Source organism: Streptomyces sp. NPDC053560 (assembly GCF_044544605.1).
Taxonomy (GTDB): domain Bacteria; phylum Actinomycetota; class Actinomycetes; order Streptomycetales; family Streptomycetaceae; genus Streptomyces.
Genome location: NZ_JBITXI010000013.1, coordinates 41,242 through 66,032, shown reverse-complemented (window position 1 = coordinate 66,032; position 24,791 = coordinate 41,242). Strand labels below are relative to the sequence as shown.

General features: G+C 73.2%; 19 protein-coding genes and 1 pseudogene. 4 read left to right on the top strand and 16 right to left on the bottom strand.

Annotation, left to right across the window (positions count from 1 at the left end):
- Positions 1-15: 15 nt before the first annotated feature.
- The 4 genes from ACIGQF_RS28700 to ACIGQF_RS28685 form a co-directional block, all read right to left on the bottom strand.
- Complete coding sequence (locus ACIGQF_RS28700; RefSeq protein ID WP_399715944.1) at positions 16-3,117, bottom strand: AAA family ATPase; 3,102 nt, start codon at positions 3,115-3,117, stop codon at positions 16-18.
- Positions 3,114-4,277, bottom strand: coding sequence for an exonuclease SbcCD subunit D (locus ACIGQF_RS28695; RefSeq protein ID WP_399715941.1), 1,164 nt, complete (start codon positions 4,275-4,277; stop codon positions 3,114-3,116). Before ACIGQF_RS28695 ends, ACIGQF_RS28700 begins: the two co-directional genes overlap by 4 nt.
- A gap of 160 nt (positions 4,278-4,437) precedes the next feature.
- A complete protein-coding gene (locus ACIGQF_RS28690) occupies positions 4,438-5,784 on the bottom strand; it encodes a protein kinase (RefSeq protein ID WP_399715937.1) in 1,347 nt (448 codons plus the stop codon).
- A gap of 162 nt (positions 5,785-5,946) precedes the next feature.
- Entirely contained in the window at positions 5,947-7,341 is a 1,395-nt protein-coding gene (locus ACIGQF_RS28685) for an FAD-binding oxidoreductase (protein ID WP_399715933.1), read from the bottom strand.
- A gap of 169 nt (positions 7,342-7,510) precedes the next feature.
- Between ACIGQF_RS28685 and ACIGQF_RS28680 the strand changes: the two genes are divergently transcribed.
- Positions 7,511-7,738: a hypothetical protein gene (locus ACIGQF_RS28680; protein WP_361551472.1), complete on the top strand. Its 228-nt coding sequence runs from the start codon at positions 7,511-7,513 to the stop codon at positions 7,736-7,738.
- Positions 7,739-7,815: 77 nt separating this feature from the next.
- Here the strand turns inward: ACIGQF_RS28680 and ACIGQF_RS28675 are convergent, their stop codons facing one another.
- From ACIGQF_RS28675 to ACIGQF_RS28650, 6 genes are all read right to left on the bottom strand, one after another.
- Entirely contained in the window at positions 7,816-9,993 is a 2,178-nt protein-coding gene (locus ACIGQF_RS28675) for a hypothetical protein (RefSeq protein WP_399715929.1), read from the bottom strand.
- Complete coding sequence (locus ACIGQF_RS28670; protein ID WP_399715926.1) at positions 9,983-10,399, bottom strand: hypothetical protein; 417 nt, start codon at positions 10,397-10,399, stop codon at positions 9,983-9,985. Before ACIGQF_RS28670 ends, ACIGQF_RS28675 begins: the two co-directional genes overlap by 11 nt.
- Complete coding sequence (locus tag ACIGQF_RS28665) at positions 10,396-11,865, bottom strand: PrsW family glutamic-type intramembrane protease (protein WP_399715923.1); 1,470 nt, start codon at positions 11,863-11,865, stop codon at positions 10,396-10,398. The genes ACIGQF_RS28670 and ACIGQF_RS28665 overlap by 4 nt, the downstream gene beginning before the upstream one ends.
- Entirely contained in the window at positions 11,862-12,170 is a 309-nt protein-coding gene (locus ACIGQF_RS28660) for a hypothetical protein (protein WP_399715920.1), read from the bottom strand. Before ACIGQF_RS28660 ends, ACIGQF_RS28665 begins: the two co-directional genes overlap by 4 nt.
- Positions 12,171-12,494: 324 nt before the next feature.
- Positions 12,495-13,637 (bottom strand): acyl-CoA dehydrogenase family protein, encoded by a 1,143-nt coding sequence (locus ACIGQF_RS28655; protein ID WP_399715917.1) that lies wholly within the window; start codon positions 13,635-13,637, stop codon positions 12,495-12,497.
- On the bottom strand, positions 13,634-17,137 hold the full coding sequence (locus ACIGQF_RS28650) for an indolepyruvate ferredoxin oxidoreductase family protein (protein WP_399715914.1): 3,504 nt from the start codon (positions 17,135-17,137) through the stop codon (positions 13,634-13,636). Before ACIGQF_RS28650 ends, ACIGQF_RS28655 begins: the two co-directional genes overlap by 4 nt.
- A gap of 161 nt (positions 17,138-17,298) precedes the next feature.
- Between ACIGQF_RS28650 and ACIGQF_RS28645 the strand changes: the two genes are divergently transcribed.
- On the top strand, positions 17,299-17,736 hold the full coding sequence (locus ACIGQF_RS28645; protein WP_361551490.1) for an Lrp/AsnC family transcriptional regulator: 438 nt from the start codon (positions 17,299-17,301) through the stop codon (positions 17,734-17,736).
- Between the two features lie 97 nt (positions 17,737-17,833).
- Positions 17,834-19,315, top strand: coding sequence for an aminotransferase class I/II-fold pyridoxal phosphate-dependent enzyme (locus ACIGQF_RS28640; RefSeq protein WP_399715911.1), 1,482 nt, complete (start codon positions 17,834-17,836; stop codon positions 19,313-19,315).
- Between the two features lie 73 nt (positions 19,316-19,388).
- On the opposite strand, the gene ACIGQF_RS28635 is transcribed toward ACIGQF_RS28640, so the two are convergent.
- Entirely contained in the window at positions 19,389-20,165 is a 777-nt protein-coding gene (locus ACIGQF_RS28635; RefSeq protein WP_399715908.1) for a VOC family protein, read from the bottom strand.
- A 155-nt stretch (positions 20,166-20,320) separates the two neighbouring features.
- Between ACIGQF_RS28635 and ACIGQF_RS28630 the strand changes: the two are divergent.
- Positions 20,321-20,988 (top strand): annotated as a pseudogene (locus ACIGQF_RS28630) (M81 family metallopeptidase); the annotation flags it as partial.
- 27 nt (positions 20,989-21,015) lie between these two features.
- Here the strand turns inward: ACIGQF_RS28630 and ACIGQF_RS28625 are convergent.
- The 5 genes from ACIGQF_RS28625 to ACIGQF_RS28605 all read right to left on the bottom strand — a co-directional run bounded on the left by ACIGQF_RS28625 (position 21,016) and on the right by ACIGQF_RS28605 (position 24,766).
- On the bottom strand, positions 21,016-21,513 hold the full coding sequence (locus ACIGQF_RS28625; protein ID WP_399715905.1) for a DUF6328 family protein: 498 nt from the start codon (positions 21,511-21,513) through the stop codon (positions 21,016-21,018).
- 18 nt (positions 21,514-21,531) lie between these two features.
- On the bottom strand, positions 21,532-21,744 hold the full coding sequence (locus ACIGQF_RS28620; RefSeq protein WP_399715902.1) for a hypothetical protein: 213 nt from the start codon (positions 21,742-21,744) through the stop codon (positions 21,532-21,534).
- A gap of 184 nt (positions 21,745-21,928) precedes the next feature.
- A complete protein-coding gene (locus ACIGQF_RS28615) occupies positions 21,929-22,552 on the bottom strand; it encodes a YigZ family protein (protein WP_399715899.1) in 624 nt (207 codons plus the stop codon).
- A 9-nt stretch (positions 22,553-22,561) separates the two neighbouring features.
- On the bottom strand, positions 22,562-23,350 hold the full coding sequence (locus ACIGQF_RS28610) for a ferritin-like domain-containing protein (protein WP_399715897.1): 789 nt from the start codon (positions 23,348-23,350) through the stop codon (positions 22,562-22,564).
- A gap of 120 nt (positions 23,351-23,470) precedes the next feature.
- Positions 23,471-24,766: a cytochrome P450 gene (locus ACIGQF_RS28605; RefSeq protein ID WP_399715893.1), complete on the bottom strand. Its 1,296-nt coding sequence runs from the start codon at positions 24,764-24,766 to the stop codon at positions 23,471-23,473.
- Positions 24,767-24,791: the final 25 nt, after the last annotated feature.

Here is a 24,791-nt window from a genome sequence, read left to right as displayed (position 1 = left end):
TCGGTGCCACCGGTGTCAGCCGGTGCCGCCTGCGACGCGGAGCCGTACGGACGAACCCGACCGGTTCTTGAGGACCTCCAGCTGGGCCGGGATGCGCCGGCGCAGGTCGGCGACGTGGCTGACGATGCCGACGCTGCGGTCCCGTTCGCGGAGGGAGTCCAGTACGTCCAGCACCTCGTCGAGGGTCTGTTCGTCGAGGCTGCCGAAACCCTCGTCGATGAAGAGGGTGTCCAGCCGGGTGCCGCCGGCCTCGTCCGTGACCACATCGGCGAGGCCCAGCGCCAGGGAGAGCGAGGCGAAGAACGTCTCGCCGCCGGAGAGACCCGCGGTGTCGCGCTCCTGCCCCGTCCACGCGTCGACGACATGCAGGCCGAGGCCGGAACGACGGGCACCGCCGGCCCGTTCGTCGGAGTGCACGAGGGTGTAGCGGCCCGCCGACATCTTCGTCAGGCGGGCGCTGGCAGCGGCCGCGACCTGTTCGAGGCGGGCGGCGAGCACGTAGGACTCCAGCCGCATCTTGCGTTCGTTCTCCGCCGAGGTGCCCGCGGTGAGGGAGGCGAGGCGGGCGACGCGGTCGAACTCCTCGCGCAGCGGCGCCAGTTCGCGGGCGTCGGACTCGGCACGGGCCGACAGCCGGTCCAGCTCGGCGCAGCGCTCGTGCGCCGTGGCGCGGTCGGTGGCGGCCTCGCGCAGCCGGCGGGCCGCGGTCTCCGAGACGGCGCGGGCCCGGTCGGTGTCGGCGGGCGGCAGCGCCGCGGCGTCGGCGATGCGCGGGTCGGCGAGCTCGGCCGCGACCGCGGTCTCCTCGGCCTGCCAGGCGTCCAGTTGGCCCTGGACGTGCCGCCAGTCGTCGTCGCCGAGCATGGCGGCGGCGGCCTCCCGCGGGGTGTCGAAGCCCGCCTTGTACGCGGCGTCGGCCAGCGCCGCGTCGGCTTCCTTCAAACGCTCGGCGGCGGTCTCGGCGGCGCGTACCGCGGTGACCGCCTCGGCGAGCAGCGCGACCTGCCGCTCCAGGCGGTGCGCGCGGTCGGCGACGCTCGCGCTGTCCCCGCGCGCCCGGCGCAGCCCCTCGACCAGGGCCTGCTCCTCGCGGTCCAGCGCGTCGCGGCGGGAGTCACGCGCCGCGGTGCGCTGCTGCGCGGCCTGCTGCTCGGCCCGGCGCTGCTCGTACTCGCGCTCGGCCCGGGCGAGGGCTTCGCGCGCGGCGTGCAGCCCGGCGCCGGTGGCATGCGCCTCGGTGTACTCCGTACGCAGCTCCGCCAGTTCCCGGGCGAGGTCGTCGACCGACGCGTCACCGGCTCCCGCGGCCGCGGCGGCCAGCTCCTCCTTGACGGCCCCCCGCGTCTGCTCGGCCCGGTCGCGGGCGGTCACGGCGCGCTCGTAATCGGCGAACGCGCCCTCCTCCCGCTCGCGGTCCACATGGCCGGCCGTCGTGCGGGCGGGGGCCGGGTGACCGGTCGCACCGCAGACGGCGCACGGCTCGCCGTCCTTGAGGTCCTTGGCCAGCTCGGCGGCGATGCCGTGCAGCCGGGCTTCCTTGAGCTTCAGCCACTCCTCGTGCGCCTGGTTCGCCGCCTCCTGCGCGCGGAGCACCGCCCGCTCGGCGTCGGCCAGTTCGGCGGTGGCGCGGTCGCGGCGGCGCGCTGCGGCCAACCGGGCCTCGGCGGGTTCGACGCGGGCGCCGAGCTGTTCTGCGCGGGCCGCCGCTTCCTGGGCGGTGTCGATGCGGTGCTGGTGGGCGGCGCGGGTGGCCTCCCAGCCGGCCAGCCAGTCACCGGCGTCCAGGAGGGTCTGCTCGTCGTCGCGGGCCTCACGCTCCAGCGCTGTACGTTCGGTGGCGATGTCGGCGGCGCGCCGCTCGTCGCGGCGGGCCGCGTCCAGGGAGCCCAGTTCGCCCCTGAGGTGGTGTTCGAGGTCCGACAGCTGGTCGCCGCCGGCGTCCACGAGGTCCGGGCGCAGCAGCCCCCGGCAGCGGTGTTCGGTGGCGTGCGCGGCCTCGTGGTCGCGCCAGGCGGCGTCGCGCAGCGCGAGGCCGGGAGCGACGCGCTGGGCCTTGCGTGCGCGGTCCAGCCGCTGCCGGGCACGGTCCCGGTCGTCGGCCTGCGCATCGAGGGCTTCGGCCCGGCGGCGGGCCTCGGCGTGGCGCTGCTGGAGCCGGGCGCGTTCGAGGGTGTCCTCCAGCGCGCGGGCGGCGTCGTCGGCGGCGCCCTCGGCGGTGGCGGCCGCCGCAGCGGCGATCTCCAGCCGTTCGCGGGCTCCGGACCTGGCGACGGCCGCCCAGGCCAGCACGGTGGCGGCGAAGCCGGGCTCGCCGGGCGCGGGCGTGGTGTCGGTACGCGCCGCGGCCTTCTTCGTACGGGTACGGGAGCCCTTGCCGGTGCCGGTGGCGGGCTCCTCCGCGCGGCCCGGCGCCGGTACGGAGCCGTCGGTGAGGTCGGGGGTGTCGCCGGCGGCCTGCGCCATCCGGTGGGCGAGCGCGAGGAGCCGGTCGTCGGCGGCGGTGACCCGGTCGGCGGCCGCCTTGCGCACCGTCGCGAGCCGCTCCTCCAGCGCGGCGAACCGGCGGGTGTCGAAGAGCCGGCCGAGCAGCTTGGCGCGGGCCTCGGCGTCCGCCCGCAGGAACTTCGCGAACTCGCCCTGCGGCAACAGCACGACCTGGCAGAACTGCTCCTTGCTCATGCCGAGCAGTTGCTGGATCTCCTCTCCGATCTCCTGGTGGGAACGGCTGAGCGCCTTCCACTCACGCGCCACCGGGTCGTACTCGCGCAGCGCGCTGTACGCCTTCTCCATCGTCGTGCCCGTGCCGCGCTTCTTCGGGCGGGGCTGTTCGGGCCGCCGGGTGATCTCCAGCCGGCGGCCGCCGACGGTGAGGTCCAGGACGACCTGGGTGGCCGTGCCGGCCGCGGCGAGCGCGCTGCGCAGGGACGGGCCGCCGGGGCGGGCACCGGGGACGGAGCCGTACAGCGCGAAGCAGACGGCGTCCAGGACGGAGGTCTTGCCGGCGCCGGTCGGGCCGTGCAGCAGGAAGAGCCCGGCGCCGGAGAGGGCGTCGAAGTCGACGGCCTGGACGCCGCCGAACGGCCCGAAGGCGGCGAGCGTCAGCTTGTGCAGTTTCACGCCGACTCCTTGGCCGCTTCGTCCGTCCGTACCTCGTCGATCGCGGCGCGCAGCACCGACCGCTCGGCGGCGTCGGCGGCCCGGCCCGGCCGCACGTGGGCCACGAAGTCCTCGGCGATCTCCTGATCGGAACGGCCGCGCAGCCGCTGCGCGTAGGAGATCCCGGAGCCGCCGTCGCGCGCTTCGGGCTCGAAGGCGAGGGCGAGGATGTGCGGGAAGCGCTCGGCGAGCCGGGCCATCGGCTCGTGCGGACGCGCCGTGTCGGTGAGGGTCGCCTCGACCCAGGACTCCTCGTGCCGGGCGAGATCCGGGTCGGCCAGCAGGTCTTCCAGGCGGCCGCGGAGCCGGGCGAGCGGCCGCGGTACGGGGCACGGCAGCCGCTGAGCGTCAGGCGTGCCGTCCGGGCCCAGGTCGACTAGCCACATCGACTTGCGGTGGTGGACCTCGGAGAAGGAGTAGGCGAGCGGGGAGCCGGAGTACCGCACCCGGTCGGTGATCTGCTGGCAGCCGTGCAGATGGCCCAGGGCCGCGTAGTCCACGCCGTCGAAGACCTCGGCCGGTACGGAGGCGACGCCGCCGATGGTGATGTCGCGCTCGCTGTCGCTGGAGGCGCCGCCGGTGACGAAGGCGTGCGCGAGGACGACGGAGCGGGTGCCGGCGGGGCGCTCCGCGAGGTCGGCCCGTACCCGGTCCATGGCCGCGCGCAGCACCTGGGTGTGGCGCGCCTTCTCGGCGCCGAGGGTGTCGCGGACCAGTGCCGGTTCGAGGTACGGCAGACCGTAGAAGGCCACGTCGCCGTGGTCGTCGGCGAGCACGACGGGCGTGCCGCAGCCGGCCGGGTCGGTGCGCAGGTGGATGCCGGCCTTCGCCATGAGGCGGGCACCGACGCCGAGCCGGCGCGCGGAGTCGTGGTTGCCGGAGATCATGACGGTGGGCACGCCGAGCTCGGCGAGGCGGTGCAGCGCGTCGTCGAACAGCTCGACGGCGGCCAGCGGCGGCACGGCACGGTCGTACACGTCACCCGCGACGGCCACGGCGTCGACCTCGAGGTCCCGGACGGTCTCGATGAGGTGGTCGAGGAAGGCACGCTGGTGGTCGAGCATGTTCACGCGGTGGAACGAGCGGCCCAGGTGCCAGTCGGAGGTGTGCAAGATTCTCAACGGACGGCTCCGACCTGCATGTTTCTCTTCCTCCCCGCGATGCGCCCGTGTCCGGCCCGCGGCCGGTGGTCAACGGCAGGCACCACGCTAGCGCCCCCGGGCCCCCGGTTCCCCACGGACCTCGGTTTTCGTCCCACGGACCGGGTCCGGGGCCGGACGGCTAGCGGCCCTCGCGTCTCCGGCGCCGGAGGACGGCCTTGCGGATGAGGAAGCTGATGAGGACGAAGGGGGCCAGAAGGACGGCGTAGAACACCGGATCCCGCATCGTCCGGCTGAGGAGGGGCGAGAGCAGGAGCGCCAGCAGGATGAGGGCGACGAGCATGCGGTTCGACAGCCGCTTCCGTGCGGGCGGGGTGGCGACCGGCCGAGCGCCGTCCGGGACCTGCGGGGGCAGCGGTGCCGGCATGGAGTACGAGGCCTGCGCGACTCCCGGCAGCTGCGTACCCGCCGGTGGCTGCACGGCGCCCGGGGCCGGGGCGGAGGGCGGCCCGAAGGAGGCGGGCGGGGCGAAGGCGGAAGGCCGGCCCGCCGGGGACATGGTCGGCGGCGGGCCGAACCCGGGCGCCCCGGCTCCCGGCGCGTGCTGCGTCGCGGTCGGGCCCTCGGCCAGCCTGCGCAGCGTCCGCTCACGGGCGGCCAGTTCCTCGGCCAGCTCGGGGGGAACCACCTGCTGCCAGTGGTGCCCGTCGGCGCCGATCCGTGCCAGCCACTCGCCCAGCGCGCTCGCCGTCGGCCGCTGCTCCGCCTCCTTGACCAGGCAGGACGCCAGCAGCGGCCGCAGCGCCTCGGGCACGCCGCCGAGGTCGGGTTCCTCGTGGACGATGCGGTAGAGCAGCACGGGCGCCGAGGCGTTCTCCGCGGGCCGGGCGAAGGGGCCGCGTCCGGTCGCGGCGTGGGCCAGGACGGCGGCCAGCGAGAACACGTCGGCGGGCATGGAGGTCCCGGTTCCGGTGGCCTGCTCGGGCGCGAGGAAGCCGGGCGAGCCGATCATGCCGCCGGTGTGGGTGTGCCGGGAGTCGTCGGCGGCGCGGGCGATACCGAAGTCGATCAGCCGCGGGTGGTCGCCCGCCAGCAGGACGTTGCCGGGCTTGACATCGCGGTGGGCCAGACCGGTGTTGTGCACCTCGCGGAGCGCTCCGCACAGTTCGACGGCCAGGGCCAGCAGGGCCGGCTCGGGGAGCGGGCCCGCCTGCTCGACCCAGTCGCCGAGCGATGGCGCCGGTACGTACTCGGTGGCCAGCCACTGGGGCCGCTGCCCGGCGGTGCTGTGGTCGACGACGGCGACGGACCACGGGGAACGCACCCGGTCGCTGTTGCGGATCTCCCGGTCGAAGCGGGCTTCGAAGCCCAGCTCGGCGCCGAGGTCGGCGCGTACCGTCTTGAGCGCCAGCGGCAGTCCGGTGTGCGTCCGTGACAGGTACACCTGCCCCATGCCGCCCGCACCGAGCCTGGCAAGCAGCGGATAGCCGCCCAGGTCCGGCGGATCCGCGGGTTCGAGACCGTGCATGGAAGTGTTCGTCCCCCTCGCTTCTTCTGTCATGCCCTGTGCGACGCACCGCGGCGGCCAACGGTTGATCAGCAGCGTAGAGGTTGGTCCGCCGCACACGGGCACGGGGGACCGTCCCCGCGCGCGGGGCTGCCCGAACGGTCCGCCGTCGGGGCCTTCCGGTCAGTCAGCGCGGTCCTCTCGGGCACTTTCGGGCACGACCTTGCCGGGGTTGAGGATGCCCTGCGGGTCCAGCGCCGTCTTGATCGCATGGTGCATGTCGATGACGGGCGCGGGCAGCTCCTGGGCGAGGCCGTCGCGCTTGAGGAGGCCGACGCCGTGCTCGCCGGTGACCGTGCCGCCGAGGGCGATGGCCTCCGCGATGATCTCGTGGAAGGCGGCCTGGGCCCGCTCCCGGGCCTCGGTGTCGCCGGGTGGGGTGATGAGCAGGGGGTGGAGGTTGCCGTCCCCGGCGTGCGCGATGTTGGCGATGAGGGTGTCGTGGCGGGTGGCGGCGCGCTCGATGCGGGCCAGCATCTCCGGTACGGCGGCCTTGGGCACGCACACGTCCTCGGTGAGGACCGGGCCCAGGCGCTCCAGCGCCGGGTAGGCGAGCCGCCGGGCGTCGAACAGCGCGTCGGCCTCCTCCTGGTCGGTGGACTGCGCGGCCCAGGTCGCTCCCGCCTCCTCGAAGCAGGCCAGCATGCGTGCCGCCTCCTGCTCCCCGGCCGGGCCCGGCGCGTCCGTACGGCCGAGCAGGACCACGTCGGCGTCGACGGACAGGCCCATGTTCTTCCACTTGTCGACGGCGGCCAGGCAGTGCCGGTCGATCAGCTCCAGCGCCGAGGGCGTGAGCCCGGCGGCGCCGACAGCGGCGACGGCGCGGCCCGCGTCCACGACCGAGGAGAAGTACCCGGCGACCGTGCGCTCCGGCTCGCGCAGGGGCCGCAGCCTTACGGTGATCTCGGTGATCACGCCGAGCGTGCCCTCGGAGCCGACCATCAGCCCGGCGAGGTCGTAGCCGGCGACGCCCTTGGCGGTGCGCCGCCCCAGCCGGACCAGCTCGCCGGTGCCGGTGACGACTTCGAGGCCGAGGACGTAGTCCCTGGTGACGCCGTACTTCACGCAGCACAGGCCGCCGGCGTTGGTGGCGACGTTGCCGCCGATGGTCGACCAGGGGGCGCTGGCCGGGTCCGGCGGGTACCAGAGGCCGTGCTCGGCGCAGGCGGCCCGCAGGTCGTCGTTGACGACACCGGGGCCCACGACGGCGAGCCGTTCCACGGGGTCGATCTCGTGGATCGCGTTCATGTGCTCGGTGGAGAGCACGACGCATCCCTCGACGGCGTTGGCGCCGCCGGAGAGGCCGGTGCCGGCGCCGCGCGTGACGAGCGGGACACCGTGCCGCAGACAGGCCCGGACGACCGTGCGCACTTCCTCCGCGGTGCGCGGCCGGACGACGGCGCAGGGGCTGCCGTGCGGGGCCCACTCGGCCTCGTCGTGGACGAATCCCGCGGCGACCTCCGGGTCCTCGACCAGCCGTCCGTCCGGCAGTTCCTGCCGCAGCTCATCGATCAGCATGCGCGACCACCTGCCCCTCCTTCGAACATGTCTGCCATGTCCGCACGGTATCCACGCTTCGGGGGACGATGATCACCGCCCCTCGGGAGCCGCCGGCCGGGCCGCCCGGGGAGGCCGGCCGGCGGAGCCCTCGGATGCGGGCCCGCTCCACAGGCGGCACGGTGGACGCATGAGCACCACCCGCATCGTCATCCAGCCGCCCTCCCCCGCCGGCGGGCGGCATGTGCACGTCGACGGGGAGAACCTCGGCCTCGCGCAGAGCGACATGGACGTCGTGGAGTTCCTCCGGCGCAGCGGCCTCCCCGACGCCGAACCCCTCCTCGACGACCCGGCCTGGGTCGAATGGCGCGGCGGCCCGCCGCACGACTACGGCGGCCCCAGCGTCAGCAGCGTGTAGGCCGGGCATCCGCACGCCACGGGCTCACCGGCGGTTCGGATCACCACAGCGGGCCATGAGCGGGGCCGCCACGGCCGTCATTCGGTGACCTTGCGGCGCAGCGCCGAGCCGTCGCGGACGAACAGCAGCAGGATCGCCAGGGCCACCACCACGACGACGAGGATGCCGGTCGTGCCCCCGAGGAAGCCGCGGATCCGTTCCCAGGTGCCGATGTGCGGTGGCGCCGCCGAGTCGGCGAGCCAGACCGAACCGTCCGCCGCCGTCGTGGGCCGGTCGGCGGACTGCCGTACGGTCCGCGGCAGCTGGGGCACCTGCCGGCCCATCTCCGCCGAGCTGAGCTTGTCCGGCCGGAGTCTGCTGAAGTCGACCCCACCGGTCCGCATCACATAGGTGATGATCTTGTTGCCGACGCGGGTCGTCCGCCTGTAGGTGAAATCCCCTTCGCTGATGGAGCGGACATAGTCGGAGTACACCTGTTTCGGCTCCCACGAGCCGTCCAGGGTGGCGGGCCCCAGATCGCCCGAGCCGATCAGCTTGTCGAACGACGTGGTGTGGCCGGCGGCGTGCCGGTCGAGGATCCACTGCGCGACGACGCGGGCCAGGAACGCCTGGCGCAACGCCGCGTACTCGGGGTCCGTATTGACCGCCTTCGCGATCTTCGGCACCACCATTTCCTGTTCCAGCCGCTCGTTGCGTGCCGTTTCCGCGGGGTCCGCGTTGCACCCGGACCGGCCCAGCCCGGCGACCTTCTCGGCCTTGGCCTTGACGTCGAGCGCGGCCTTGAGGACGTAGAGCGAGGAACCGTCCTCGCGCACCTCCACCTTCCCCGGAACGATCCACATCCGTGACGAATAGCAGCTGCGTCCTCCCGAGCCGCCGAGTTTTCTCCAGTATTCGGCGCCGAAAGAGGTCCCGGGGTCCAGCAGCTTTCCCTGCGTCCGCTTCATCCGCCAGTCCGCCTCCAGCAGCGCCCGGCCCGCGTTCGTCCGGCCGAGCGCGGAGTCGATGATGCGGTCCGGCTCGGCCGGATTGAGGTTCACCCAGAATGTGTCGGGGCTCAGCACGAGCCAGGTACGCAGGTCCGCCATGCTGCCGATGAGCGAGCTGCGGCCCGAGCGGGAATCCTGTTCCAGTCCCTTCTCAGCGGCCTTGGCGGAGAATGCGTACCGCACGCCCGAGTCGGCGTCGTCCGAGAGGTAGCGCAGTTGCAGGGTGGAGAAGTCGACGCCGCCGTAGTCCGATGAGGAGAGCGCCCCGGCCAGGCCGCTCTTGTCCCCGCCACAGGGCGCTGACCTGGACAGGGCCGCGAGGTCCATCGTCTGCGCGGTGCCGCCGAGCGGGCAGGAACTCGTCAGGCCCACCTTGTTCACGGCCTCGGTCGCGGCCTTCTCGTCCTGCTTCTTGTACTCCTTCGCCAGCTTGACCGGCAGCTGCTTGAGCGTACTGTTGGCGAGCTTCGCCTGCGGAGAGCCCCGCTTGTCGAACTTGACGATGAAGAGTTCGTTCCGGAATTTGTAGCCGGCCTTGCTGACCTTGGGAGCACAGTCGTTGCAGTAGCTCCGCTGGCCCGCGATGCCGGCCCCGGAGTGGCCCTTGATCACCCTGATGATTTTGGCCGTCTCCTGCACCTGGGCCGGTGTGCGGGCTGTTCGGCGCAGGGCTTCGTCCAGGGTGCGCGACATGAACTCGTCCATCGCGTCCTCGGAGTGCCGGTTGTCGCCCCTGCTGCCCGTGGCGAGCGCCAGCACCTGGTCATTTCCGTAGGAATCCGTGGGCCGCACGCCGAGTTCCTCGAAGAGGTCGTCGTAGAAATAGTTCTCGGCGTCGAGCATGCGGCCGTGCAGCGGATACTTCCAGGATGGCGCGGTGCTGGGCGACCTCACCTCGTCCGTGAACTCACCCAGGAAGTGGGGATAGCTGTCCTTCAGCCAGCCGGGCAGGTCGGGGCTGTTCACCATCCAGCCGAAGTCGAAGAACGCCACGGAGGTGTTCGGCGGCCGCACGGGGAGCAGTTTGAACCGCTCGACGGCCAGGTGCAGCTCCTGCCCCATCGGGTCCTGGATCACCTTCCTGGCGATGCTGTCCAGGTCCTTGCCCGTCGGTGCCACGCCCGGTTTCACCAGCAGTTTGTATGAGTGCGCGGGGCCGGGGGACGGCGCGGCGGCGACCGTCGGCCCGCCCTCCAGCACAGTCGGCGCGCAGGCGAGGAACAGCGCGGTGAACAGCGCTCCGAGGCGCAGCACGTTACGGCGCATGGTGCTGCCCCCGTTCCGGCGGGGCCATGCCCGTGGCTTCCAGGTAGGCGGTCAGGGCCGGGTGCGGCCCGGTCCGGCCCCGCTCGCCCGCTCCCATCCGCCGCTCACCGCTGCGGAAGGCGGCCACCCCCGCGGCGGCCAGGGCGCCGAGTACCAGTACGGCGACGCCGGCCACCCCGGCCGCGGAGGTTCCGGCCGAGCAGGTCCGGTGCTCCCGCAGGGTGTTGATGTCCATCGACGGCCGGTAGCCGTAGCTGACGGCACAGGCGGACGCCTCCTGCGGGGCCGACAGCATGGCGCAGGCCGCCAGGACCGCGCAGACGGCCAGCCGCGCGGCGGCGCCGCGCACTCGCATCCACCGCGGCGGGCGTGCCGCGGTGCGGGAAACACTGTCGTGACGGCTCACGAGTTCACCTCACGTACGCCTTTGACCCGCATGACCCGTGCCCGCAACTCGTCCCCCTCGGTCCCCGCTTCCGGATCGTTCTGCGCCCGCCAGCTCGCAAGTTCCAACTGGGCGGTCTGCAACCGGTGCAGGGCCAGCGCCGCGGTCCTGCCGTACGCCCGCCACGTACTCACCACCGCCCAGAACCGCAGTACGGGCGAGACGAGGACCGGTGCCTCCGCCGCCGTGATGGCCCCTGCCGCCGCGGTCTCCGCCGCCACCGCGTTTCGCAGCGCGGGGGCGCGGGACCGTATCCCGGTCACGAGGAGCGCCACGGCCAGTGCGAAGAAGGGAAGTTGGGGAAGGAGCCAGAGCAACGGCGAGACCACGAGCGTGTCCAGCGCGCTGCCGACCTCCACCTGGTCCTCCAGCCGGCCGGACAGCCAGCCCGACAGGGTCTCGGACGCCGTCGCCCCGCCGACGGCCGCCAAGAGGCCCGCCCCGACGAGAAAGCCCCGTCTGCGGGCGCCGGCGGCCGCGCCGAGCGCGGCTCCGACCAGCGCACCGAATGTCACCTGCCCGCCGAGCAGGCCGATCGACTGGCGGATCCAGTACTCGAAGCCGCTGGTGGGCCCCATGAAGACGCCCAACGAGCCGTACAGCTTGATGATCAGCACGCTTTCCACGAAGCAGTAGCCGAGCCCGACGGCCGCGCCGAGGAGCAGCCCCGTCACCGCGTCCGTGACGCGATGGCGCAGCAGCATGAGCAGCAGGGCGACGCCCGCCGCGACGATGAGTGCGTTGACGAGGCCGAGGTGCAGGATCAGCAGGGCGAGGGTGTCGTCGAGCCCCTTGGTGAACTCGCCGAGGCCGGTCCCGGCGCGCGGGCCCAGATAGCCGTAGACGGTGCCGAACCCCAGGCTGGTGTAGGCACGGCCGAGCCCGAAGACGATCAGCACGCCCCAGCCGAAGGCGATCAGGAGCGCCGACCAGGGCACCCGGGCGAACCGTACGACCGAGCGCAGCAGAAGCAGCACCAGGGCCGTGGTGGGCAGGCACAGCAGGGTGATCGGGAAGAACTCGACGAGGACGGTCAGGGAGATCAGCCCGAACGGCAGCAACAGGCAGCCCAGGGTGATCCAGGTCAGCGTGATCGCCCGCCGTCCGGCGTCGCCCTCACCGCTGTCACCTTTACGGCTGCGGCGGGTGAGCGCCGCGTAGACCTGTACGGCCGCACCGGCCACGATGCCCGCGAGCATGACCCAGAACACCAGCTCCGGCATCGACAGCAGCCGCCCGAGCGAGCCCGAGTTCCCGGGCAGCTTGTAGAAGATCGACAGGGCCGGCTCGTCGGGCAGCAGATGCGGCCGGGTCAGGTTGAGCAGCAGCTCCACGAGGTAGAACGCGATGGCGACGCGTGCGATGAGCAACGCCCGTGCCCGCGCCCGGGGGTCGTCGCGTACCGACACGAGACGCGGCCCCCTCATGAGCCACCTCCGGACAGCTCCGGCAGCTCCGGCATGCTGGGCAGGCCGGTAGGCAGATCAGTGGGGAGGTCCGTAGGCAGATCCGTGGGCAGGTCCGTGGGCATCGACGACGGGAGGTCGCTGGGGAGGCCGGTCGGCAGATCGGTCGGCAGCGAGGTCGGTAAGGAGCTGGGTAAGGACGTCGGCAGTCCGGACGGGCTCGGCACGCCCGGCACGGTCACTTCGTTGGCGCCGCTGAGAACGACGGCGAGTGACGCCGCCAGCAGCGTCGCGCCGCACGCCCCCGCCGCAGTCAGCAACCGCACTTGGAGACGCGGTGGACCGCTCTCCTCGCGCGTCTCGTCATGGGTACTCAACCGATCCCCCGTTCTGTTGAGCAGGCCCCGCTCTTCAGCTGTTGCAGCCCTGAGCCCGCTCTGACTGCTGGTCAGTTCCGCGATCGGCAAGAGTACTGGGACGGCGTGCCCATGTCATCAGCAGCCATGCCATCACTGCCCGTGTGATCACTGCACAGTGCGCCACAGCATCCGCACGGGCATGACCGCCGAGGCCCCGCTCCGGCTCGGGAGCGGGGCCTCCGGTTCCGTGCTGCACCGGGCACAGCTGTCAGCCGATGGCGGAAGCGCGGCTCACGGCCGGGAGAGCTGTCTGCTGATCACCAGGCGCTGGATCTGGTTGGTGCCTTCGAAGATCTGCATGATCTTCGCTTCGCGCATGTACCGCTCGACCGGGAAGTCGCGGGTGTAGCCGTAGCCGCCGTACACCTGGACCGCGTCCGTGGTGACCTTCATCGCGGCGTCGGTGGCGATGAGCTTGGCGACGCTGGCCTGGCGGCTGTACGGGCGGCCCGCGTCGCGGCGGCGGGCCGCGTCGAGGTAGGTGGCACGGGCCGAGTCGACGGCCGCGGCCATGTCGGCGAGGACGAAGCCCAGCCCCTGGTGGTCGATGATCTTCCGGCCGAAGGCGGTGCGCTCGTTGGCGTACGCCACGGCCGCGTCCAGGGCCGCCTGCGCGACACCGGTGGCGCAGGCGGCGATGCCCAGCCGGCCGGAGTCCAGCGCGGAGAGCGCGATCTGCAAGCCCTGGCCCTCGCTGCCGAGCAGCCGGTCGGTCTCGATGAGCGCGCCGTCCCAGTGGGCCGCGGTGGTCGGGATCGCGTGCAGTCCCATCTTCTCCTCCGGGCGGCCGAAGGTCAGGCCCTCGGTGGCGCCGGGGGCAAGGAAGCAGGAGATGCCGCGGCTGCCGGCGGAGGTGCGCGCGAAGAGCGTGTAGAAGTCGGCCTTGCCGCCGTGGGTGATCCACGCCTTGCTGCCGGTGATCCGGTAGCCGGTCGTATCGCGCACCGCCTTGCAGGTCAGCGCGGCGGCGTCCGAGCCGGCCTGCGGTTCGGAAAGGCTGTAGCCGCCGACCAGGCCGCCCGCGAGCATCCCCGGCGCCCAGCGCTCGCGCTGCGCCTCGGTGCCGTACGTCATCAGGGCGTACGCCGACATGGTGTGCACGCTGGTGGCCACCGCGACGGCCGCCCAGCGGGCCGCCAGTTCCTCGACGACCTGGAGGTACACCTCGTACGGCTGGCCTCCGCCGCCGTACTCCTCCGGGTAGGGCAGGCCGAGCAGTCCGGCCTCGCCCAGGGTCCTGAAGAGGCCCTCGGGGTAGAGCTCCTCGCGTTCGTGCTTGTCGACGCGGGGAGCGAGTTCCTTGTCGGCAATGTCGCGGGTGAGGCCGAGCAGGTCCTCGGCCTCCTGGGTCGGCAGCAGCCGGTCGACGGTCATCGTGCCTCCGTGGTGGCGCTGAGAGCGCTGGTGGTGCCGGCGCCGAGTCCCGCGAGTGCGGTGCGGGCCCGTGCGCGGAACTCCGCGACGCGGGCCAGCTTGATGTCCTCGTAGCCGCGGATCAGGTCGGGGAGTTCGACGACCTCGCGTACGGCGTCGGTGCTCTCCGGGGTGAGGTGGGCGAGCGCGCCGCGCACCAGGTGGCGGTACTCGCCGATCAGGGCGCGCTCCACGCGGCGGACCTCGGCGTAGCCGAAGAGGTCGAGCGAGGTGCCGCGCAGCACGCGGCCGGCGCGCAGGGCCCGGAAGGCGGCCGGCGCGGTGCGGCGCAACCGGATCTTGCGCTTCATGCCGAGGGCGCGCAGGACGGGCGGGTGCAGGAGGACGGAGACGCTGGAGCCGGCGCCGAACTCGTCGCGCAGCCTGTCCTGTTCGGTGGCGTCCAGGTGCAGCCGGGCCACCTCGTACTCGTCCTTGTACGCCATGAGCTTGTGCAGGCCGCGAGCGTAGGCGACGGCGATGGCGGTGCCGGCCTCGCTGCCGGCGCGTTCCTCGGCGAGGGCCGCGACGCGTGCGACGTCATCGGCGTAGCGGCGGGCGTACCGCTCGTTCTGGTAGCCGATGAGGTCGGCGGTGCGGGTGGCGACCACGGTCCGCAGCTCCTCGTCGGCGGGCTGTCCGGCGGCGATCTCCGCGGCGGCCCGGGTGACCTGTACGGCGGGGCGTTCGGGGGCGGCGAGCGCGGCGGTGACGGCGGCGCGGTCGAGCACCGCGGCGCGGCCCCAGCGGAAGGCGTCGAGGTTCTTCTGCACGGCGGCGCCGTTGAGGCGGATGGCGCTCTCGATGGCGTCCGCGCTCATCGGGAGGCAGCCGTGCTGGTAGGCGGCGCCGATGAGCACCATGTTGGCGGGCATGTGGTCGGCGAAGAGGGCTTCGGACAGGCCCTGCGCGTCGAGGTAGAGGTTGTCCTCGCGGCGGGTGACCGACTCGATGCGCTCCAGGGCGTCGTCGGGCGAGCCGGGCAGGACGACGCGTCCGGTGACCATGGCTGCGGTCGGTACGACGGCGGTGTTGACGACGGCGACGGTGTGGCCCGTCCGGGCGACGGCCATGGTGGTGTCGCCGGCCGCGCCGAGCAGGTCGAAGCCGACCAGTACGTCGGCGGTGCCGCGGGAGGCGCGCAGCGCGCCGGTCACCGGCGACTTGGCGATCCGCAGGTCGCTGAGGACGGGGCCGCCCTTCTGGGCGAGGCCGGTCTGCTCCAGCCCGGCCGCGTACAGGCCGTCGAGCCGGGCCGCCATCTGCAGGATCTGCGAGACGGTGACCACGCCGGTGCCGCCGACGCCGGGCATCCGCAGGAGTGTGCCGTCCGGGCCGACCCGGCGGCCCGGTTCGCGCAGGGCGACCGGCAGTTCGGGCACCTTCCGGGGTTCCTTGCGGCCCGGCTCGACGAGCAGGAAGGAGGGGCAGTCGCCCTTGAGGCAGCTGAGGTCGGTGTTGCAGGAGGCCTGGTGGATACGGGTCTTGCGGCCGAACTCGGTCTCGACGGGCTGAACGGACAGACAGGTCGACTTGTCGCCGCAGTCCCCGCACCCTTCGCAGACCCGCTCGTTGATCGCGACCTTCTCCACCGGGGTGGGCAGTTGGCCACGCTTGCGCAGCCGCCGCTCCTCGGCGGCGCAGCGGTCATCGTGGAGCAGGACGGTGACGCCTTCGGTGGCCGCCAGTTCGCGCTCGGCGTCGGCGAGTTCGTCGCGGTGCCGTACGGTCGCGATCGGATCCAGCCGCACGCCGCGGTAGCTGCCCGGCTCGGCGGTGGTGACGACGACCTTGCGCACGCCCTCGATGGCGAGCAGCCGGATGACGGCGGGGATGTCGAGGCGGCCCTCGGCGCGCTGGCCACCGGTCATCGCGACGGCGTCGTTGTAGAGCAGCTTGTACGTCATGGTGACGCCGGCCGCGACGGCGGCGCGTACGGCGAGCGAGCCGGAGTGGTGGAACGTGCCGTCACCGAGGTTCTGCACGAAGTGCGGATCGTCGGTGAAGGGCGCGAGGCCGATCCACTGCGCGCCCTCGCCTCCCATCTGGGTCAGGCCGACCTGGGTGCCGCGCCCGGCGCCGTCCAGCGCGATCATCGCGTGGCAGCCGATGCCGACGCCGACCAGAGTGGAGTCGTCGGTGCGGGTGGAGGTGTTGTGCGGGCAGCCGGAGCAGAAGTACGGGGTGCGGGCCGCGACGGTGGGCAGGTTGATGCGGGCGGGCCGGGCCGGGGCCAGCGCTTCCAGGTGCGCGCTCGCCCGCGCGGGCAGCCGGTCGGCGCCGATGCGGCGGGCCAGCGCGCGGGCGACGTCCTCGGCGCCCAGGGTGGAGCGGGCGGTGAGCAGCGGGCGGCCGGTCTCGTCGCGGCGGCCGACGACGACGGGCGCGTCCGTGGTCCGGTACAGCGCCTCCTTCAGGGCCGATTCGAGGAACGGCACCTTGTCCTCGACCACGAGGACCTGCTCCAGGTCGCCGGTCATGGCCATCAGGTCCTCGTCGGCGACGGGGAAGGGCATGCCGACCCGGATGAGCCGGAGACCCAGCTCCTCCATCGCCGCCTCGGCCAGGCCGAGGTCGTCCAGGGCGCGCTGGACGACGGCGTAGGAGGTGCCGGAGGCGAGGATGCCGAGGGTGGCGCGGCGGGCGCTGAAGGCGACCTTGTTGAGTCCGGCGGTACGGGCGTATGCGCGGGCGAGGTCGAGGCGGCGGGTGAGCATGTCGTGCTCGGCGTCCAGCGCGGCGGGGCCGACGAGGGCGGGCGACGCGGCGCGCCCGGTGCCGGCCGGCTCCGGGATGCCGTGGCGCAGCGCTCCGAAGTCCACGGTCGCCGAGGCGTCGGCGATATCGGCGACGATCTTCAGGCCGGTCCACAGGCCGGTGGCGCGGGACAGCGCGACGGCGTGCAGCCCGAATTCGATGATCTCCGCGACCGATCCGGGCGCCAGGACGGGCATCGCCAGGCTCTGGCACATCCGCTCGCAGGAGCTGGGCACGGTGGAGGACTTGCAGCCGGGGTCGTCACCGATCCAGGCGACGGCTCCGCCGAGGGGTGCGGTGCCGGCGAGGTTGCCGTGCCGGATGGCGTCGGCCGCGCGGTCCAGGCCGGGGTTCTTGCCGTACCAGTAGCCGGTCACGCCGGCGTGCCGGCGCCCCGGCACCTGGGCGAGCATCTGGGTGCCGGCCACCGCCGTGGCGGCCAGCTCCTCGTTGACCCCCGCCCGGAAGACCACGCCGGCCTCGTCGAGGAAGCGGGCGGCGCGGCCCATCTCCATGTCGACACCGCCCAGCGGCGATCCCTGGTAGCCGCTCACGAAGGCCCGCGTGTCGAGCCCGCGGGCCTCGTCCAGCCGGCGCTGCTCCAGCGTCAGCCGTACCAGGGCCTGGACGCCCGAGATCAGCGCGCGGCCGTCGGTGGCCGTGTACTTGTCGTCGAGCGACACCGCGACGGGTGGGGTGCTCACGCAAGCCTCCTCGACAGGTTGTGAAGGATCTTGGGGTGGGGGTGGTGACGAACGGCACACAGCACAGCAACGGGAAGCGGAACGCACAAGCATCCGGCTGGAAATCCGCGGCAAGGCGCAAAGTATTTACGGACAGGGCCAGTCGACGTACATTCCTTTGCATGCCTGAGGTCGACGACATCGATCACCGCCTGCTGCGCCTGCTGCGCGAGGACGGCCGCCGCACGTTCTCCGAGATGTCCACCGAGGTGGGTCTGTCGGTGGCCGCGGTCAAGCGGCGCGTGGACCGGCTGAAGGACATCGGAGTGATCACCGGCTTCGCCGCGCAGATCGACCAGTCCAAGCTCGGCTGGGGCATCGAGGCGTTCGTGGAACTGCGGTACGCGGGGACGACGCGGGTCAACGAGATCGTGCGGTCGGCCTACAACGTGCCCGAGGTGCAGGCCGTCTTCACCATCGCCGGCGACCCGGACGCGCTCATCCAGGTACGGGTCCGCGACATCGCCCACCTCCAGCAGGTCATCGACGGCCTGCGCAGCGCGGGCCGGGTCACCGGCACCAAGACACTCATGGTGCTGGGTTCCTGGAGCCGCACCTGACGGCCGCACTGCGGTGCGCCGGCACGGGTGACACTTCCGACGCCACCTGGCGCATATGTCCGGATTGGCCGCCCCGGCCTGCGGGAAGCCGTGTCACATGGCACAGGATCACACGCAGGCCCCGGTTCTCGAAGCGCTCGCCGACTACCGCGACCTCGGGCGGCTCTCCTTCACACCGCCCGGACACAAGCAGGCCCGCGGCGCCGATCCCCAGGTGCGCGAGGTGCTGGGCGACGCCGTCTTCCACGGCGACGTGCTGGCCAGCGGCTCCCTGGACGACCGGCGCACCAGGGGCCGGGTCCTGGAGCGCGCCGAGGACCTGATGGCCGACGCCGTGCACGCCTCGCACACCTTCTTCTCCACCTGCGGCAGCTCCCTGTCGGTGAAGGCGGCGATGCTGGCCGTCGCGGGGCCGCACGAGAAGCTGCTCGTCGGACGGGACGCGCACAAGTCCGTGGTGTCCGGCCTGATCGTCTCGGGCGTCCAGCCGATCTGGATCGATCCGCAGTGGGACGCGGACCGGCACCTCGCGCACCCGCCCTCGGCGGCCGCGTACGAGGCGGCCTTCGACGCCCACCCGGACGCCCGCGGCGCGCTGGTGACCAGCCCGACGCCGTACGGCAGCTGCGCCGACATCGCGGCCATCGCGGAGGTCTGCCACCGCCGGGGCCGGCCGCTGATCGTCGACGAGGCGTGGGGCGCGCACCTGCCCTTCCACCCCGACCTGCCCTCGTGGGCGATGGACGCGGGCGCCGACGTCTGCGTGACCAGCATCCACAAGATGGGCAGCGGCCTGGAGCAGGGCTCGGTCTTCCACCTGGGCGGCGACCTGATCGACCCGGCGCTGCTGAAGTCCCGCGCCGACCTGCTCGGCACGACCAGCCCCTCGGTCCTGCTCTACGCGGGCATGGACGGCTGGCGGCGGCAGATGATGCTGCACGGCAAGGAGCTGCTCGCGCACGCGCTCGGCCTCGCCGCCGAGGTGCGGACCGAGATCGAGAAGATCGACGGGCTGCACGTGAACGACCGCGCCGACTTCTGCGGCCCCGGGCTCGGCGTCGACTTCGACCCGCTGCCCGTGGTCATCGACGTCAGCGGGCTGGGGACGACCGGCTACGCGGCGGCGGACTGGCTGCGCTCCCACCGCCACATCGACGCCCACCTCTCCGACCACCGCCGGATCAGCGCACAGATCACGCACGCCGACGACCGCGGCACGGCCGACCGGCTGCTCGCCGCGCTGCGCGACCTCTCCCGGGCAGCGCCGGAGCTGCGCCCGGCGCGCGCGGTCGAGGTGCCGTCGCCGGCCGGGCTGCGGCTGGAGCAGAGCTGTCTGCCGCGGGACGGGTTCTTCGGCACGACGGAGGACGTACCGGTGGACCGCGCTGCCGGGCGGATCTCGGCGGAGATGCTGACCCCGTACCCGCCGGGCATTCCGGCCGCGCTGCCCGGCGAGCGGCTCACCGAGCCGGTACTGACCTACCTGCGGACCGGCATCGAGGCGGGCATGAACCTCCCCGACGCCACGGACACCACCCTCGGCACGGTCCGGGTACTGGTGGAGGAGACGCACCCTTAGCGCCGCCCGCGTGTACCGGTGCCGGTCGGATGCCTTCGGCGGTCAGGCCTCGGTGGTCAGGTGGCCTCGGTGGTCAGATGCCCTCGGTGATCGTGAAGAGGCCGCCGTCCGGATCGCGCAGCGAGCAGCGGTGGCCGCCGCCCTCGGTCTCCACGGGCGGGGAGACCACCGCGCCGCCGGTGGTGACGGCGGCCTCGGCCGCCGCCTTCACGTCCGGTACGCAGAAGTGGACGTGCCAGCGGGGCCGCACGTGCGGGTCGGGCGCCGCCTCGACGGCTCCCCCGCGCAGCTCGGCCACCGTGTGGTCGCCCTCCCGCACGATCACTCGCTCCTGCTCGTACGCGACGTCGCAGCCCTTGCCCTCCTGGGTCGCCCAGTGCAGGACCTCCGCGTAGAAGATCGCGGCGTCGAACGCGTCACGGGTGCGCAGCTCCAGCCAGGCCGGTGCGCTGCCCTGGCCGACGGACCAGCCGGCGGGGACCCGCCCCTCCCAGATCCCGAAGGTGGCGCCGTCCCGGTCGGCGGAGATCGCGGCGCGCCCCGGCCCGAAGGCGCGGGGGCCGATGGCGACCGTGCCGCCGCGCTCCCGGATCCGGGCGGCGGTCTCGTCGGCGCTCGCGACGGCGAAGTACGGCGTCCAGGCGACGGCCACGTGCAGGGCGCCCGCGAGCTCGCCGAGGCCCGCGACCGGGTTGCCGTCCAGGTAGGCGACGGAGAACTCCTCACCGAGCGCCCCGGCCCGGAAGGACCAGCCCAGCACCGCGCCGTAGAACTCCTCGGCCGCCTTCAGGTCGCGCGCGCTCAGGCTGACCCAGCACGGAACTCCTGGCACAGGTTCGGTCGACGCCATGCTGGACGTCACTCCTTTCGCTCCGCCCCGGCCCCGGCGGTCTCCCGTCGCGCGGCGCGCGAGCCCGGGCCGGGCCTGATCCACTCGCCCCACAGTGTCAGCTGTGGGCCGGGGACACACGTGGACGACACCCCGGTGCCCCGCTTCGGAATCCACGCGCTTTCGCCGAACCCCTCGACCTGCTCACCGCCCACCGGCTCGCCCCGCACGAGGACGCGTGGGAGACCCGCGAGCGCGCGGCACGCAAGCTCGTCGCGCGGCTGACGGCCGGGCTCGGCCGCCCGCACCGGGCATGGGTCCAGGTCCCCGTCCCGCTGCCCGGCGAGAAGACCAGCGCCCGGCTGGAGCCGGCCAGGTCCCTGTACGGGCGGCTCGCCGCCGTCGAGGCGCTGGACGGAGTGGTCGACGCGGCGGTGTGGGTGGGCTACGCGTGAGCCGACGAGCCCCGCTGCCGCGCCGCGGTCGTGGTCACGGCGGACGATCCGGAACTCGCCCGCTACCAGGCCCGTTCGCTCGCCCGGCAGTACTGGGACGTCCGGCGCGACTTCGTCTTCGTCGGGCCGGCCGAGCGCCGCACCCCGCTCCACACCCGTGCCGACTTCGGCACGCTCGATCCGACGGCGTACGACCTGGTCGTGGTCAAGATCGGCTACCTGGAGCCCTACCTCCACGACATCGCGGCGGACTGGCTGCTCGCCCTCACTCCCGGCGGCGTCGACCAGGACCTGCTCCGCCTGGGCCACCACCGCGTCGAGCGACGCTCTACCCCTTCGACGACGAGGGCTTCGAGGACCCGGACCTCACGCCGGTGCTCCTGCCGTGAGCCGGCTCCCCGGAAGCGGCCTGCCGGTCACGGCTCGCGCGTGCCGTGGTGCCGGGCGGCGCTCCGCCGCGCGTACATCGGCAGCACGAACCAGCAGAGGACGAACCACACCAGCATGCCGCCGACCAGCCACATCGCGCCGGTGCCGTGCAGCGCGACGCGCAGGATGAGGAGCATTGCCGACACCATCGTGCACAGCAGCAGCACGAGCCCGAGCACGGTGAGCCGGGAGGCCCAGGTGACGGTCTCCGGCTTGAGGCGGCGCCCCGTCACCAGCCGGTGCAGCGAGACCGGGCCTATGAGGGCTCCGGTCGTCGCCGCACCCAGGACGACGGTGACGACGTAGATGTCGCGCCCGAGGCTGTCGAGCTCCTCGAAGCCGGGCTGGAAGACGACGGTGAGCAGGAAGCCGAACAGGATCTGCACGCCGGTCTGGGCGACGCGCAGCTCCTGGAGCAGCTCTCCCCACCGCCGGTCCGCACGTTCCTCGGCCGTCTCGTGTCTGCCGCGCGCCAGGTCGCTCACCGTGGCCTCACCCGTGGCTCAGTCGGGCGGCTCGACCGCCGGAGTGCCGGGCGGACCGTCCGGCTGCTCCTCCGGAGGCGCGTCGGGGCCGCCGGGGCCCGGAGTGGCGGGACCTGGTTCCTCGGGGGCCTTCCCGGGCGATTCGGGGTCGCGCGGGGTCGGTCCCGGGTCGCGGGGAGCGGAACCGGGCGGGTGCCCATAGCCGGAATCGGGTGCATCAGTGGTGGTCATCGCACCTCCTCACGCATCAGGGGCGTGCCGGTGAACGGCGTCGCGCGCGAACATCACAGCCCATAACCATGTCACAGCAAGTAACCGAAGCGAACGAAGAAAGATCGCTCGCCCCGTCTGTGACCGGTTACCCCGCACTACGGGCCTCAATCAGGCCGACGCCGTGCGGCCGGCTCCCGTGCGACTAGCTTCCGTACGCCTCGCCGCCCAGCTCCAGCGTGGCCGAGCCCGCGGTGGTGTCGGCGAGCCAGGCGCGGAAGGCCGGCAGCTCGCTCTCCGGAAGGCCGACCTCAAAGGTGACGGCCTCGGCGTACCGCACGTCCCGGACGTCCCTGCCGGTGGCCCGCAGGTCGTTCTCGACCTTGCCGGCCCGCTGGTGGTCGACGGTGACGGTGACCAGCCGGAAGCGGCGGCGGGTGACCGTGCCCAGCGTGTCCAGGGCCTCTCCGACCGCGCCGCCGTAGGCACGGATCAGTCCGCCGGCGCCGAGCTTGATGCCGCCGAAGTAGCGGGTGACGACGGCGACCACGTACCGCATCTCGCGCCGGACCAGCATCTGCAGCATCGGGACGCCCGCCGTGCCGCCCGGCTCGCCGTCGTCGCTCGCCTTCTGGATCCCGCCGTCGGCACCGAGGACGTACGCGAAGCAGTGGTGCCGGGCTGTGGGGTGTTCCTTGCGGATGCGCGCGATGAACTCCTGGGCCTCGGCCTCGGTCGCCACCGGCGCGAGCGCGCAGATGAAGCGAGACTTGTTGATCTCGATCTCGTGGACGCCCTCGGCGGCCAGGGTGCGGTACTGCTCCTGCATCACGCCAGCCTAATCGCCGGCCGGCCCGCTTCTCCCGGCGGTGCCGGAGAGCGGGGAACGATGGCCGGCGGGCGGTACGGGCGGCGGCCCGCTCCGGTCGAGCACCGCGGCCACGACCGGGCCCGTCTCCGCCATCGCCGCGCCGATGAAGCGGACCCGGCGTACGCCCAGCCGGCGCAGCGCGGCGCCGTGGTCCAGCGCGACGAATGCCGTCGCTCCCAGCATCAGCAGGCGCCAGCCCGCCATGGTCAGCACCTGCAGCGGGCGCCCGGGCAGAGCGTCGAGCGAGGCGCGCAGCCGACGGCAGTGGAACGGTATGTGCCGCCGCTCGTCGGCCAGTATCCGGCCCGCGACCTCGGAGACCAGCGGGTCCTCGGCGCCGTCCCGCACCGTCCGGTAGTACGGCACGGCCACCAGCTCGGCGACCATCAGGACCAGCAGCTCCGTGCGGAGTCCGAGCAGCCGCCGCAGCCGTACGAAGGTCCGGTCGCTCCAGCACGTCGTGAGGGTCGGCCGGTCCCCCGCCGCCAGCAGCCGGGCGAGCAGCCGTGCGTGATTCTGCTCCTCGGCGACGAACAGCCGTACCGCGGCGGCGTAGTCGGCGTCCCCGGCCGCGTCGGCCTTGCCGATCAGGTCCGCGCCGTCGCCGTCCTCGCCCACCTGGAACTTCTGCAGGCTGCGCCATACGGCCTCCGGCGCCCGCGCGCCCCGCGCCCAGTCGGGATCACCGGCGCGCCGCCGCCCCTCCGCCTCGGCCGTGAAGTGCCGTGTCCACTCGGCGAATTCGCTCGTCACCATCTGCCGGCCGCCCCCGTTCCCGGTACCCGGTGCGTCAGGCGCCACAGTAGTACCTGACGCACCGGCTGTACGGGAGTTCGGTAGGGGCATCGATGTCCTGAGCGGTTGCAGGCGTACCGGTTACAGGCGCACCGGCAGGGAAATCAGCCGCCAGCTGCCCGGTACCGCCGCGCGCTGGAGGTCGCCGGGGTCGACGGCGAGGGACAGGCCGGGGTAGCGGGCGAAGAGCCGGCCGAACGCCACCTCGCCCTCCTGGCGGGCCAGCGAGGCACCCAGGCAGTAGTGCATGCCGTGGCCGAAGCCGACGTGGTTCTCGGCCTTCCCCGCCGGGTGCCGGGTCAGGTCCAGCCGGTCCGGGTCGGCGTAGTGGCGGGGGTCGCGGTTGGCGGCGACCAGCAGCAGTTGCACGGCCTCCCCCTTGCGTACGGTGGTGCCGCCGATCTCGGCGTCCTCCGCGGCGAACCGCAGCTGGGTCATGTGCACCGGCCCGGCCCAGCGCATCAGCTCGTGCACGGCGGACGGGAGCAGCGCCGGATCCTTCTTGAACAGGGCCAGCTGGTCGGGGTGCGTGAGCAGGGCTGCGGTGCCGTTGGTGATGAGGTGCGCCGTCGTCTCGTGCCCGGCCAGCACCAGGGTGAGGATCATGGTGACCATCTCGACGTCGCTGAGCCGGCCGCCGTCGTCGTCATGGGCCCGGATCAGCTCGCTGATCAGGTCGTCCGTGAGCGCGCCGCGCCGCTCGTCGACCAGCGCATGGATGTGATCGATCATGGCGGGGAACGTCCGGGCCAGCCGCTCCGGCTCCATCGTGACGAGGTCGGCGCCCCAGGCGCGCCACTGCGGGCGGTCCTCCTCGGCGATGCCGACCAGCTCGCAGATGACCGTGATCGGCAGCGGGTAGGCGAAATGCGGGAGCAGGTCGACGACGCCGTCCTCGGCGTGCTCCGGGAGCCGCGCGAGCAGGTCTTCGGCTATCTCCTCGACCCGCGGCCGCAGGTCGTTGATCTTGCGTGCCGTGAAGGCCCGGGACACCAGGCGGCGGAGCCGGGTGTGGTCGGGGGCGTCGTTGTTGAGGATGGAGCCGCGCATGTAGACGTGGAAGTGCTCGGGCATGCCCAGCATGTCCAGCCACCGGGTCAGCGGGTCCTCGCGCGTGCCGTCGGCGCGCACCGCAGCGGGGTTGTTCACGAACCGCTGGTCCCGGAGGACCTCGCGGACCTCCTCGAAGCGGGTCACGAACCATACGGGCGAGTCGTCCACGAACCGGCCGCGGACGACGGGCCCCTGCTCGCGCAGCGCGCCGTAGCCGCGGAAGGGGTCGGCGAGGAGCGCCGGGTCGGCGACGTTCGGCTCGCCCGGGTGCTTGCCTATGTAGGTGGCGAGCGGCGAGGACGGGGTGGCGGGTGCTTCGGTCATCGTGCGTTCTCCTCCAGGTCGTGGG